6 protein-coding genes are annotated in these 14946 nt (G+C 40.3%); 3 read left to right on the top strand and 3 right to left on the bottom strand.

What is annotated here, in order from left to right:
- The first annotated feature begins 16 nt into the window (after nt 1-16).
- Nucleotides 17-1933 carry a sialate O-acetylesterase gene (locus AB5217_RS04420; protein ID WP_070782499.1) on the top strand — a complete coding sequence of 639 codons (1917 nt, stop codon included), beginning with the start codon at nt 17-19 and terminating at the stop codon, nt 1931-1933.
- Nucleotides 1934-1938: 5 nt separating this feature from the next.
- Nucleotides 1939-3324: a glycoside hydrolase family 43 protein gene (locus AB5217_RS04415; RefSeq protein ID WP_070782500.1), complete on the top strand. Its 1386-nt coding sequence runs from the start codon at nt 1939-1941 to the stop codon at nt 3322-3324.
- A 21-nt stretch (nt 3325-3345) separates the two neighbouring features.
- Here AB5217_RS04415 and AB5217_RS04410 read toward each other — a convergent pair whose 3' ends face one another.
- The 3 genes from AB5217_RS04410 to AB5217_RS04400 form a co-directional block, all read right to left on the bottom strand.
- Nucleotides 3346-7365 (bottom strand): two-component regulator propeller domain-containing protein, encoded by a 4020-nt coding sequence (locus tag AB5217_RS04410; protein WP_070782501.1) that lies wholly within the window; start codon nt 7363-7365, stop codon nt 3346-3348.
- 158 nt (nt 7366-7523) lie between these two features.
- Nucleotides 7524-9959 carry a glycosyl hydrolase family 95 catalytic domain-containing protein gene (locus AB5217_RS04405; RefSeq protein WP_032846747.1) on the bottom strand — a complete coding sequence of 812 codons (2436 nt, stop codon included), beginning with the start codon at nt 9957-9959 and terminating at the stop codon, nt 7524-7526.
- A gap of 210 nt (nt 9960-10169) precedes the next feature.
- Nucleotides 10170-10637 (bottom strand): hypothetical protein, encoded by a 468-nt coding sequence (locus AB5217_RS04400; protein WP_032846749.1) that lies wholly within the window; start codon nt 10635-10637, stop codon nt 10170-10172.
- A gap of 218 nt (nt 10638-10855) precedes the next feature.
- On the opposite strand from AB5217_RS04400, the gene AB5217_RS04395 reads away from it, so the two are divergent.
- Nucleotides 10856-14821 carry a two-component regulator propeller domain-containing protein gene (locus tag AB5217_RS04395; RefSeq protein ID WP_032846750.1) on the top strand — a complete coding sequence of 1322 codons (3966 nt, stop codon included), beginning with the start codon at nt 10856-10858 and terminating at the stop codon, nt 14819-14821.
- Nucleotides 14822-14946: the final 125 nt, after the last annotated feature.

Below are 14946 nucleotides of genomic sequence, written 5' to 3'. Positions count from 1 at the left end.
TGATATAGATACGCAAATGAAGAAGATTATTGTCTTATGTTGTTTATTATGTGCAGGCATATTTGCCTTTGCACAAGACCCGAATTTCCATATTTATCTTTGTCTGGGACAATCCAATATGGAAGGGAATGCAAAGATCGAGGCCCAGGATACGTGCAATGTCAATGAACGTTTTCTGATGATGGCAGCTGTTGATTGTCCGTCTTTGGGACGCGTCAAAGGACAGTGGTATAAGGCTGTTCCTCCGTTGGTACGTTGCCATACAGGGTTAACACCGGCCGATTATTTCGGACGTACGTTAGTGGAAAGGCTGCCTGATAATATTAAGGTAGGTGTCATCAATGTAGCTGTAGGTGGTTGCAGGATTGAACTGTTTGATGAGGAGAATTGCGAAGAGCATATTGCCTCTCAACCGGAATGGCTGAAAAATACCGCGAAAGCGTATAGTAATAATCCTTACCGTAGACTAAAAGAATTGGCTGTAGAAGCACAGAAAGTCGGTGTGATTAAAGGTATCCTCTTGCATCAAGGCGAGTCTAATACCGGTGATAAAGAGTGGCCTCAAAAAGTAAAGAGAGTCTATGAGAATCTGTTGAGGGATTTGAATCTTCAGGCAAAGGATGTTCCCTTACTGGCGGGAGAAGTGGTGCATGCCGACCAGAATGGCAGATGTGCAAGCATGAATGAGATAATCAATACGCTGCCGCAAGCGATTCCGACTGCGTACGTGATTCCTTCTTCGGGCTGTCCTGCCGCAGAAGATAATTTGCATTTCACGGCAGAAGGATACAGAAAATTGGGAGTGCGGTATGCCGAGAAACGACTCTTTTTGTTGGAGAAAGAACCAAACTCCGGAATTACTACCGAACCGGCATCCACTAATATTCCGGGATATGACTATCCCCGGGTGGATAAAGAGGGGCGTGCTCATTTTCGTTTTTATGCTCCGCAGGCTAGCAAGCTACAAGTGGATTGTTGCGGAAAGAAGTATGATATGTGGAAAGATGCCGGAGGACTCTGGACGGCAACGACCGACCCTTTACCTGTAGGATTCCATTATTATTTCCTGATAGCAGACGGAGTGTCGGTAACAGATCCTTCCAGCTACACGTTCTTCGGTTGTTGCCGTGTGGCAAGTGGTATTGAAATCCCTGAAGGTGAAGAGGGGAATTATTATCGTCCTCAACAAGTACCTCACGGGCAAGTTCGTTCCTGTACGTATTATTCGGAAACACAAAAAGAGTTTCGTCGGTGTATGGTATATACGCCGGCAGAGTATGAAACTTATCCGAAGAAGCGTTATCCGGTACTATATTTGCAGCATGGTATGGGAGAAGATGAAACCGGCTGGAGTACACAAGGACGTATGAATCATATTATGGATAATTTGATTGCATCCGGCAAGTGCGTGCCGATGTTGGTAGTGATGGATAGCGGAGATGTGGAAGCTCCGTTCCGGCCGCGTCTCGGAAAGGATATAAATGAAGAGCGGGCTCTGTATGGCGCAACTTTTTATGATGTTATCCTGAAAGACTTGATACCTATGATAGATCGTACGTTCCGCACCAAGACCGACCGCGAACATCGTGCAATGGCAGGATTGTCGTGGGGAGGACACCAGACTTTCAATACTACACTGCCCCACCTTGACAAGTTCTCTTATATAGGGAGTTTTAGCGGAGCAATTTTCGGATTGGATATGAAAACTTGTTTTAACGGAGTATTTTCCGATGCGGACGGGTTCAATAAAAGAGTGAATTATTTCTTTCTTGGTTGTGGTACGGAAGAACAAATGGGAACAAAGAAAATGGTAGAATCACTCTGCGAATTGGGAATCAAAGTCGATTATTATGAATCAAAAGGTACGGGACATGAATGGTTGACTTGGAGACGTTGCCTGAAAGAGTTTCTTCCAAACCTGTTTAAACATTAAATAATATGAATATGAAACTTAAACAAGCTGCGGCAGTATTGCTGTTTTTAGGGATATTGCCATATCATTTATCTGCGCAAAATCCGATTGTACAAACTTGCTATACTTCAGATCCTGCCCCTATGGTGCATGATGGCACATTGTATGTCTATACGGGACATGATGAAGATAAGGCTGATTTTTTCTGGATGCAGGAATGGCGCGTGTATTCTACCAAAGATATGGTGAACTGGACTGACCATGGTTCTCCTCTTGCTATTGAATCATTTGCTTGGGCGGACGACCGTGCCTGGGCGGCACAGTGCATCGAGCGTAATGGCAAATTTTATTGGTATGTCTGTTTGCACTCTAAACTGACCAATACCATGGCGATTGGTGTGGCAGTCGGTGATACGCCTGTCGGTCCTTTTAAGGATGCCATCGGTAAACCCCTTCATGACGGGAGCTGGGATTATATAGATCCTACCGTATATATAGATGATGACGGTCGTGCTTATCTGTATTGGGGAAATCCGAATATCTATTATGCAGAATTGAATGAAGATATGATTTCTTTGAAAGGTGAAGTGGGCAAACTGGAACAGACTGTTGAGAGCTTTGGTGCACCCAATCCGGAAAAGCGTGTCAAAGGTGTTAAGTATAAAGATACTTATACAGAAGGTCCATGGCTTCATAAACGGGAAGGAAAATACTATCTTCTTTATGCTGCCGGAGGTGTACCCGAACATATTGCCTATTCCATGAGTGACGGACCTCTTGGCCCGTGGAAGTATATGGGAGAAATCATGCCTTTACAAGATACGGGCTCGTTTACTAACCATTGTGGAGTGATAGACTATAAAGGCAATTCTTATTTCTTCTATCATACGGGTAAGTTGCCGGGTGGTGGAGGCTTCGGGCGAAGTGCGGCGGTGGAGCAATTTAAGTATAACGCTGACAGCACTTTCCCGATTATTAATGCTACCCGGGAAGGGGTGTCACCAGTAGGTACGCTCAATCCTTACGAAAGGGTGGAAGCTGAAACAATCGCTTTTTCTGAAGGTGTGAAGTCCGAACCAAATGTGAAAACCGGTATATATATATCTGAAATTCATAATGGAGATTATATAAAGGTACGTGAAGTGGATTTCGGCAATAAATCCCCCAAACGGTTCACTGCTACCGTTGCCAGTGCCCTTCGTGGCGGGACACTTGAAGTACGTACAGACAGTATAAGCGGACCATTAATTGCGGAACTGACTATTCCTTCAACGGGAGGTTGGGAATGCTGGAAAACATTGCAGGCTGATATTGTAAAACCGGTCACAGGAATACAAGATATTTATTTTGTATTCAAAGGACGTAAAGGCTGCAAACTGTTTAACTTTGATTGGTACAAGTTTAACAGATAAACATGCTAGAGAGCAGTTGGGTTACTCTTCTTTTTTGCTCAACTGCTCTTTCATATACATTGAAGGCGGCATTCCATACAATTCTTTGAATGTTGTCGAGAAATTATTAGGATCAGTGAATCCTGTTAACATGGCTATCTCGGATATGGTATGCTGTTTTTCGGACAATAAACGAGCGGCTTCTTTTAAACGTATATTACGTATAAAGTCACGGGTTGTCTGGTTGGTGAGCTCCTTGAGTTTCCTGTGAAGATGTACGCGGCTGATACCTACTTCGGTGGTGATTGTCTCTATTGTCAAGTTAGGGTTACCGATGTTTTCATTGATCACTTTCATAATACGTTCCATCAATTTCTCATCGGGTGATTTCACTTCCAGTTTCTGAACCTTGTTCTCCAGATTTTGCTGGCCTGTAAATACTTTGCGTAACTGCTGCCGTGTATTAATCAGATTTTCTACCGTCTTTTGTAGAATTTCGATATTGAATGGCTTCATGATATAGGCGTCGGCTCCTGTATTCAGACCTTCAAGGTTGTCTTCTTCCCTCGTTTTCGCAGTAAGCAAAATGACTGGGATATGGTTGAGGTTTACATTCTGCTTGATCTTCCGGCATAAGGTAAGTCCGTCCATTTCGGGCATCATGATGTCACTAATGACTAAATCCGGAGTCTTTTTAAATATTTGCTCTAATGCTTCTTTACCATTACGGCTTTCCATGATATGAAATTTGTCCCCAAACTCCTTCGCTATATAATTTCGGATTTCTTCGTCGTCTTCTACAATTAATACGCGATATTTAGTTTTTACCCTGACTTTCTTTTCTTCCTCATTTTCTATAATGGGAGAGATGACAGGAACAGTTGGTACGGCTACTGTTACCTTTTGCTCATTGTTGTCAACTTCTTCAGGTCGTAGATGCTTGTTACCCAACGGTAATCGGATAATAAAACGGCAACCCAGTTGTTCTTTATTATTTTCTACATAGATAATTCCATGATGTAATTCCACTAATGAACGAGTAAGATGTAATCCTATTCCTGTTCCGCCTTTCGGATTCTGTTGGCTGTTACGGATCTGATAGAAACGTTCGAAGATATGTTCTTTTTCCTGTTCATCGATGCCTGTTCCGGTATCCGCGATAATTATTTCGGCATATTGTTTCAAGGGATCGGGCAGTGTATTGTCTTCTCCCGTACGGATGGTAATATCTATGTTTCCTTTTTCAGGAGTAAACTTGAAGGCATTAGACAGAATATTCAGGATAATCTTATCAAAATTACCTGTGTCTACCCATACATTCAGTTCCCGGAGCGTACTGTGAAGTTGTAGCCGGATATTTTTTGTATTTGCCTGTTGACCGAACGTTGTACATAAATCCTCTATAAAAGGAATAATATTGGTCTCCCGGAACATCAGGAACATTTGCCCTTTATCAATTTTCCGAATATCCATTAGTTGATTAACAAGATTCAGAATACGTTCCGCATTTCTGTAGATAATATGATATATTTTCAGGCGTTCATTGTTCTCCTCATTCTTAATCAGTTTCTGTAGAGGGCTGATGATTAGAGACATCGGAGTGCGTATCTCATGAGAGATGTTGATAAAGAACTGCAATTTTGCTTCATTGATTTGTTCGGCATGGATATGTTGCAGCATTTCCTGATGCATTCTGTACCGATGTCTGATCTGAAGAATAATGATAAATATAATGGTCAGTAATAATAAGGAGTAGATAACTTTGGCCCACCATGAAGCATACCATGCAGGAGATATAAAGATGGTAATTTCTTTTATATTTGAATACACGGTGTTGTCTTTTGCTCTGATTTTAAAGTTATAGGTACCGGGTTTCAGATTGCTGAATGAGATACGGTTTACACCTTTGGGCAAACTAATCCATTTTTCATCGTTGATAGAATAAAGGTAGTTGATGTGTTCGGGGGCATTTAATTCCAGAGTGGCAAACTCGATACTGAACACATTGTCTTTATGGGATAGATAAAACTCTTTTGCGTTGAATACAGGGCAGTTGATAATATTGTGAATACCGGATTTCATTCCTTTTCTAACCGGATTGTTATGCAGGAAAAAGTCGGTAATCCGGATATTCCATGTTTTTGCCGGATTGATAATGTCTTGCGGATTGAAATAGGTGATGCCATTCATTCCGCCAAACCAGATAATACCTTGTTTATCTTTGAAGGAGGCATTCTTGTAGAACTCATTTCCCTGTAATCCGTCGCTGACATAATAATTGATAAATTTGTTGTTTTTCTTTTGGAATTGGGAAATTCCGGCATTGGTGCTTATCCAAAGAAAATCTTTTCCATCTCCTTGTATGGCATATATTGTATTACTGGGCAATCCGTCTGCAGTAGTATAAGTGGTTAGTTCTTTCGTTTTTTTATTCCAACCGGATAATCCTTCGGAACTGCCCAACCAGACAACTCCGTCGGCATCTTCAAAGATTGAATAAATAACATTTTGTGAGAGTATCTTATGACTTTGAAAATCAGGACTGTCAAGGTCTATACAGTTGACGCCGTCATAAGTTCCGACATACAGTTTATTATCATCGGAATAGTGCAGGCAACCTATCCATTCGTTGATTAGAGATGTCTGAGATTGTACGGATGTAAATTCTTTCGTTTTCAGGTCATAGTAGAACAAACCGAATCCCATTGTCGCAATCCAAAGACGCTTGTTTTTATCTTCTACGAAATCATATACACGTTGTATATAGTTGTTGTTCTTATCTACCAGTTTGTATTGGTAATCGCATGATCCTGTCTGTTTGTTCAATTTTCCCATACCGTTGATAAAGGAGCCGACCCAAATGTTGTACTCGGAATCTTCATATAGTTTTATAACTGTTGAAGGCACAGAATTAGGGTGATTAGTATGCGAGAAATGTTTAGCCGGTTCTAACTTTTCTGTCAGGGCATAAATTCCGTCATTGTCTGTTCCAACCCATAACATACCGTTGTTGTCTTTGCAGAATGAGGTTATACAACTGGAACCGATCATGTTTTTATCCATGGATTTATGTCCTATATACTTGAAACTGTTTGTTCGGGCAGGTATCTGCATGACTCCTTTCTGATAAACAGCCAACCATAAGTTACCGGAATTGTCTTTTAGGATAGAATGTATTTTTGAATTTTTTGAATCAAAATAGTTGTTGTCAAAATTGTATTCGGAGATTTCATGAGTTTGGTTATTGTAGACACTCATACCTTTACCATCAGTTCCGATATATAATTCATTTTGCGGTCCGGAATAGAGGAAACAGATAGGAAGTTCTCTCTTTTCTTTAAAATCAATAGGTATAAAGGAGTCTTGTCTTTTGTTATAGACGAATAGTCCTTTTCTCATACTTCCTACATAAATATTCCCACGTGAATCTTCACATATACTTTTGACATATCCGTTGTCTTTAGATAAATATAAAGTAAGTTGGTTATTAGAATCAAGACGATATACTCCTTCTTCGTCTTTTGCTATCCAGACATTCTGTTTCTTGTCTTCAATCATAAATCCTGTTGATGTCATGGGGATATCAATTTTTTGAACAGTCAACAGGTAATCTTTGATATTCAACCTGCACAACATATTTCCGGATACCCATATTTCTCCATTTCTCCTTTCGATAAAGGAAACAATATTGCTTTCAAATATTTCTCCATTGTCTTCCCTTATTGCAAGTGGGGTAAAATTGTCTGTAGCCGGATCATACATTTGAATTCCCATATATGTACCGATAAACAAATGACCTTTGCTGTCCTCAAAAACAGTACGAACAAAATTGTGGGCTAACGAATGTTCATTATTGGGCTCATGTTTGTATATGGTAAATTTAGCACCGTCATAACGGTTCAGACCATCTTCTGTTGCAATCCAAATGAAACCGTTCCGGTCTTGATATATTTGATTAATCAGACTACTGGAGAGTTCTTTGTCAGTAGTGAATAACTTAGGAGATTGCCCGTTGCATAACAAAGAAAACAATAATAATAGAAAAGTGAATACATTTTTCATAGTTATAGATCGTTGTTTGTTGTACAAAGAAAACTAAAAACCTAAATATAACCTAATAAAAAATGAATATTTTCATTAGGCTCCGGGAGTACAATCGGATGTTGTAACATCGTTTGTGAAAAATGTAACATGAGAAAAGATTAACCTCTCCTTATGTATTATTGTTTTCCTTTCATTGTATTTACAATATAGCTTTTACCGGCTTTTGTTTCGATGTCATATTCGTAAACCTTCTGCAGTTTGGGAGACTGCGCACTTACTCCTTTGGCTACAAGAGGTTGCTTGATAGGAGTGGTGGCGAATAATCTATTTGAGCACTCTTTCCCGTTTACTTGTTTTAAGCCTTTCCCTTTCAGGGGAACATAAGACCGGATGCGGAGCGTACCGCCTATATTCGACCGGATGATCGCTTTATTTAACACATTGTTTTTCCAGTCCATATCAACAGTAAAGTTTCCACGTGCCACCAGCCCCTTCACACTTCCTTCTTCCCATGCATCAGGCAATGCCGGCAATAAATGTACGGCACCGTCATGACTTTGGAGCAACATTTCCGCTACTCCGGCTGTATAACCGAAATTACCGTCAATCTGGAAAGGCGGATGGGCATCCAGCATATTGGGATAGGTACGCCCGTTCGGATATTCTTTAGCCAAGTTTTCGTTGGGCAATAGTTGAATCATATTTTTAATGATTTGGAAGGCATGGTTTCCATCCAGCATACGTGCCCAGAAATTGACTTTCCAGCCGATACTCCAACCGGTAGCTTTATCACCGCGTTGAAGCAATGTGTTTCTTGCTGCCTGGAATAACTCGGGATTTGAGTATGGAGAAATTTGATTACTCGGATATAGCCCGTACAAATGTGAAATATGACGGTGCTCGTCTTTGGGATTGTCAACATCTTCAAGCCATTCTTGTAGTTGGTTATGTTTTCCTATTTGCATAGGTGGCAACTTCTCTAGTGTTTGTTTGAGGGAGTCTTGGAAAGAGGGGGCTTCACCTGCGATGTATGAAGCCAATAAGGTATTATGCAGTGCATCAAAGGCAATCTGATTGTCCATTGTGCAACCGGCCGTGATGGGACCGTGTTCCGGCGACACAGAAGGCGACACTACCAACCATTTATACACTGGATGTTCTACCAAGAAATCCATGTAGAACTGCGCTGTTCCTTTCAGGATGGGATAATACTCTTTCAGGAACTCTTTATTTCCTGTAAAGAGGTAATGTTGCCAGATATGTTGAGCTAACCATGCGCCGCCGCTAGGCCACATGCCGGCTGCTGCAAAATCGACTACACCACAGATTCTCCATAAGTCAGTGTTATGATGTGCCACCCATCCCCGACAATCATACATGGTTCGGGCTGTTTCTGCTCCTGTGACGGATAAATCTTTCAACATAGAGAATAACGGACTATGTGTTTCACTTAAATTAGTGACTTCTGCCGGCCAATAGTTCATTTCTGTATTGATATTGATGGTGTATTTGCTATCCCAGGGTGCATGAGTACTGTTATTCCATATACCTTGCAGATTAGCCGGTTGCCCACCCGGTTGCGAAGAAGAAATCAGCAGATAACGTCCATAATGGAAAAGTAGAGCTGCCATTGCCATGTCTTCCCCATTTCCGAAGTTTTCAATTCGTTTGGGAGTCTCCAGTTGGGAAGCTTTGCCTGCCGGTAATGTAAGGCGTACACGGTCAAATTGTTTTTTATAATAAGCGATATGGCTTTTGAGAGCTTTTTCGTAAGGTATTTGCATTGCTCTTTTCAGATATTCGCTGGTTCGGTGGGATTCATCGGCGCTGACATCCTGGTAGTTTACGTAGTTGGTTGCTGCCGATATATAAAGGGTGGCTTCTGTTCCTTCATTTATTTGGAGCGTATTTCCTGCCGGGCGGAGAGTGCCATTCGTTTTTACCTGGATTTGACATTCTGCCCGTAGTGCGGCTTTCAAACCTTCCTGCTCTTTCCCTTGACAGGTGACGGTCAGCTGATCGTTCTGAACATTCACCTTATGTACTAGAGGACAGTTATATGCAATAGTAAAGTTCAGTGCGTTTGCTTTACTTGCTTTGATATGCATAATAATGACATTATCAGTAAATGAAGCAAAAGTGGTGCGGGTATAAGTGACGTCATCCACTTGATAACGGGTAGTTGTCGTTGCATTCTCCAGATTCAGATCGCGGTAAAAGCCGGATCCGTTTTGGTGTTCCGGAAATTCCAGGTAAAGACTACCTAATGTCAGATAGCTCATTCCGTGTTGCTGGGTTAAGAAGTTGGCGTCAATGAGTCTTTGCGCTTCCTTGTTTCTCCCTTCAAAAATCAGTTTGCGTACAACCGGTAGCACATGTACGGCATTCGGGTTATTATTATTGTATGGAGAACCTGCCCAAAATGTTTCTTCGTTGAGTTGTAATTCTTCGCGTTCGATTCCGCCATATACCATGGCTCCAAGACGGGAGTTACCAATAGGGAGAGCTTCCGACCAATTTTGTGCAGGTTGACTATACCACAGTTTCAGGTCCTGTCCTGAAACAAGGTTGCTTATTAATAGGAATAATACAAAAAAAGTGTTTCTGTTCATATTATATGGATTTGTAGCAAAGGTAGCTCATTTCCCAATACAAAAGGCAAAAAACTGTTTCTGAAATCTACCTTGGAAGTAACTTCTTTCCATATTAATGTTACTAATATATATGGTGTATGTTCCACAGGATAAAATAATAACTGCCGGCTTCTTTTTACAAGCACCGGCAGTTATTATTTAAGCAACTAGCAGATATACTGATCTATGTTACTTTTTAGCAACTAAAACTATATTATTGATATCTACTTTTTTGTTTTTTCCCATCCCAATGGAAACTTTGGTAATAGAACTTGGATCAATTGCAATTTTACCGGCTTTTTCATCTTTAAAAGCACTGAATTGCACCTTCTTCTTGCCTTGGGTATAAAATCCCATAGAAACTTTTACCGTTTCACCATCTTGGGTATATTCTATTTTTAATGAACAGATGGCATTTGTGGCATTTTCATCTAATTTTTCGAAGTTGGTCGCTTCAAAGTTTATTCCGGTGTAATTAGTGTAATCATTTTCAGGAAATACCAAGTTTCCATAACCGGTGGAAATTAAGGTCTGCCCTTCTACTGTCAGTTTATTATTGGCTTCGCATTGACTGACTTCGATAGTCTTGTCTACTTGTGCATTGACACTTAAGATTCCCAGACATGCAACTAATGCTGCTACTAAATACTTTTTCATGTTATTTTCTTTTAGAGGTTAATAGCTGATTTATTTTCTATTGGCAAAGTTAGGATATCTTTTCGGAGAGATAAAAAATCTGTGTTTCAATAGTTTTTGTATATGTTTCATTCTTCTTTTGGTGCAAAGGGGACTAAATTTAAAAACAAATGAAACGAATTAAATAGTCTGATTTTGAAAAGAATTACTTTCTTTGCATAAAGAAAGGACTGTTTGCTATGAAAAGACTATTACTGTTGATGATTGTATTTTTTGGGGGAATTGTACAGGTGGTCGCCGAGAATACATTGTTCTATGATTCCAAACAATTAACTTGCGATCTGATTACTTCCATTTGCCAGGATAAAGATGGGTTTATCTGGATCGGGACAGATTATGGCCTTAATAAATTCAATGGCATACAATTTACTCATTATTATAATAATCCCAAGGATAGCACCTCGTTATCCGATAACTCTGTAAAAGCCTTGATGCTCGATAATGAAGGCACGTTATGGGTGGGAGGTATTGGCGGATTACAATATTATGTTCCGGAAGAAAATGCATTTCGGACAATTAAGTTTGAAGAAAGCTCATCTTTCCATATCATGTGTATCACTCAATTGCGTTCGGGCGAAATATGGGTTGGATCTTCCGGAAGAGGAATATTCCGTATTCGGAAAGATACAGGAACAGGTGAGCAAATGACAGATATTCCTGATGTATCCGAACATGCTCATTATGGAGTCATATATGAAGACCGTCATGGGAGCATCTGGATTGGAGTAAACGGTACCGGTTTACTTCGATATGATCCTTCTACACGAACGAGTAAGATATACACACGGGCAGTTTTAGATGGCGGTTCTACAATTTCCGGAATGGCCGAGGACCATTCGGGAAATTTTCTCCTTTCCACGGGTACTACTGCTTATTATTATGATAGAGAGAATGACCGCTTTACCAAAATAGAACATAATGAATCGTGGCTGCCGGCACGTTCCATACTCGTAAGTCAAAAAGGGACACGTTATTTGGCAACCTTTGGCAAAGGACTGAAGGTTATTCAACCCGATTTGAAAGAACTCCGTTCCGAGGTGATCACTCTCCCTTTTATTGATGTCAATAATGCTAAAATACGTGCTATTTATGAAGATCATAACCAAAACTTATGGATAGGATGTTATCATAGAGGAATGGTTATGGTGTCTAAAGAATCTACACCTTTCCATTTTTGGAGTGTTCCTACCCGTGAATATCCGCAGGCTGGTGTGATAACTGCCTTGTATAAAGATGATGATGGACATATCGTTAGCGGTGTGGAAGGCGAAGGAGTGTTTAAAATTACTTCGGAAGGAAATATAACCGATCATTTGTTTTCAGGTAAAACGGTTTCATCCATCTATAAGGATTATAGTGGTAATTTGTGGTTTGGAGGCTATTATTCCGGGCTTTATATGCAGGATGCCAAAGGGAACGTACGTTTTATGTTACCGGAAATTAAATTGAAGGATATAAAGAAGATCACAGGTGATGATAAAGGGAACCTATATCTTTCTTTATTCGGTTCCGGATTCATACGATATCACCTGCCCACTCAAACAGTCACGGAATATCAAAGTTCCTCCGGTGGGTTAAGGAACAATTGGATTTATACTCTACTTCTTGATTCCCGGGAAAGATTGTGGATAGGCCACTGTAATGGAGTGGATTATTTCGATCCTGTAACGGAAAAATTTACCCCTGTATTGAGTCAATCGTTGGGTAATTTCATCACTTACTCATTATTGGAAGACGTACGTGGAAATATTTGGGCGGGAACGAATAAGGGACTTATGTGCTATCATCCCGGAACAAAAGAATTTCATTACTATGATGAAGAAGACGGACTTTCTAATAATTTTGTATATGGGTTGGCAGAAGATGAGAGGGGGAATATCTGGTGTAGTACCCTGAAAGGCATTAACCTGATAAAAGTCGCAGAGAATAAGATTGCTTCCTATTATTCCGAACGTGGATTGGTGGATAATGAGTATACTATTGGTGCCAGCTACCAGTCAATGAATGGCCTTATCTATTTGGGAGGTGTGAAGGGAATAACGACTTTTCATCCGGATAGCGTCACTGCGCAAAAAGGGAAGTCGACTGTGATATTATCCAATCTTTATTTGGGAGGAGAAGCAGTGACCGCTAAAAGTAAATCCGGTGGAAAACCCATTTTGGACACTTTTGTAACACGTGCCGACAAAATCAGCCTGGCTTATGAAGACAACACGTTTACGCTTGAGTTTTCCACATTGGATTATCGTAATTCTGGAAATATTTTCTATGAATATCGTATCAGAGAGTATGAAAAGAACTGGACCTCTACTCAATTGGGAATCAATCAGATTACATACAATCATTTAAATTCCGGTAAGTATACATTTGAAATACGTGCCTGTGAGAACGGGCAGTATACCCCTGTGAAGGTGATACGGATTGATATTGCGGCACCGTGGTGGCGTTCGTCTCTGGCTTATGTCTGCTATGCGTTGATATTGCTTGCTGTTGCATTCCAGATTTATTTGAGTGTTCGTCGCCGGCACCAGAAAGAAATGAATGAAGAGAGAATCAAACTTTTTATCAATCTCTCGCATGAGATTCGCTCTCCAATGACTTTGATTGTGAGTCCGTTGGAGAATTTGTTAAAGAGAGACTATGATGCCGATACGATGAAGATGCTGCGTCTGATGCAGAAGAATGCGAATCGTATTATTAATCTGATGAATCAGTTGCTTGATATGCGTAAAATTGAAAAAGGGCAATTGAATATTCATTGCGTTGAAACGGACATGGTGGATTATATCAAAGAATTAATCTCTTTATTTACTTATCAGGCGGAGAAAAGGAACATAAACTTGTGTTTTGATTATGAACAGGAGGAGCTTCCGGCGTGGATTGATCCTAATAATTTTGATAAAGTATTGGTAAACCTGCTGTCGAATGCTTTTAAATATACGCCGGATGGAGGTGAAATAAAAATCAGCCTGCGCGAGAAGGTGAATGAACTTACTGTTGGAGATTTGCAGCATTTTATTGAGATTGAAGTGATTGACAGCGGATCCGGCATTGACGCCAATAAACTGGAAAAGATATTCGAACGTTTTTATCAGGCACCTTCCAATGGTTTCAATGGAAGTATCGGTTTTGGTATAGGACTGAATCTGTGCCGGATGATAGTTAAATTGCATCACGGCACTATCAATGCTTGTAACCGGCAAGATGCACAAGGAAGTCGTTTCATTATTCATATTCCTTATGGGAAAGATCATTTGAAGAAATCCGAATGGGTGGATGCGGAAAACAAAACTACCTCAAGAGTCCCTTCTGTCTTGGGGCTTTCTCAAGAAAGTGAAGAAGAAACGGCTAAGACAAGAAACCATAAAGCGAATTATAGGATTGTGATCGTAGATGACGACGACGAGATTCTTCGTTTCCTGGAGGCGGAATTGAGCTTGCAATACAAGGTATACATTTGCCGTAACGGGAAAGAGGGTTTGCAAACCATTCTGAAACAACAACCGGATCTTATAATTTCTGATGTCGTGATGCCTGAAATGGATGGTATCTCACTTTTGAAAACGATTCGCAACAATCCGAATGTGAGTCATATACCGTTTATCCTGTTGACTTCAAAAGCGGAATATAAAGACCGTATTGAAGGATTAAGTAAAGGTGCGGATGCATATTTAGGAAAACCGTTTGTCGTTGAAGAGTTGAGAGTACATATCAAGAATCTGATTGAGACAAGATTGTTATTGAAAGGAAAGTTCTCTGGTGTCAGGGATCAGGTGGGAAAGATTGAAATTGCTGAAAATAAATCCGGAGATGAACGATTGATGGAACGGGTTATGAATGTGATGAATAAGTTTCTGGATGATTCGGAATTCAATGTAGAAATGCTTGCCAGGGAAGTCGGATTGAGTCGTGTACAGCTTCATCGTAAAATGAAAGATATTACAGGAGTTTCAACATCTGTCTTTATCCGGAATCTACGGATGAAGAAAGCGGCAGCACTACTTCAGGAAGGGAAGCTGAATATTTCAGAAATAGCGGATGCGGTAGGCTTTGATAGTCAGGCTAATTTTGCGACTGTTTTTAAGAAGTTCTATGGAGTATCTCCTTCGGAATATGCTGCGTCTATCAGAAATAAAGGCGAATGATACAAATTTAAAACTGCGTTATACATATAACTAACTTTACGTTACATTTTACCAAACGTTTTGAAATACAAGATTGTAATTTTGTGCTGGTTGAGGGCAATCTAAAGAATCGACAGATGCAAAAG

Origin of the sequence: Bacteroides sp. MSSM.1001136sp1_RTP21357st2_D2_RTP21359_211015 (assembly GCF_040913205.1) — a bacterium.
In the GTDB taxonomy this organism is placed as follows: domain Bacteria; phylum Bacteroidota; class Bacteroidia; order Bacteroidales; family Bacteroidaceae; genus Bacteroides; species Bacteroides ovatus.
This window is presented reverse-complemented; position numbering and strand designations above follow the sequence as displayed.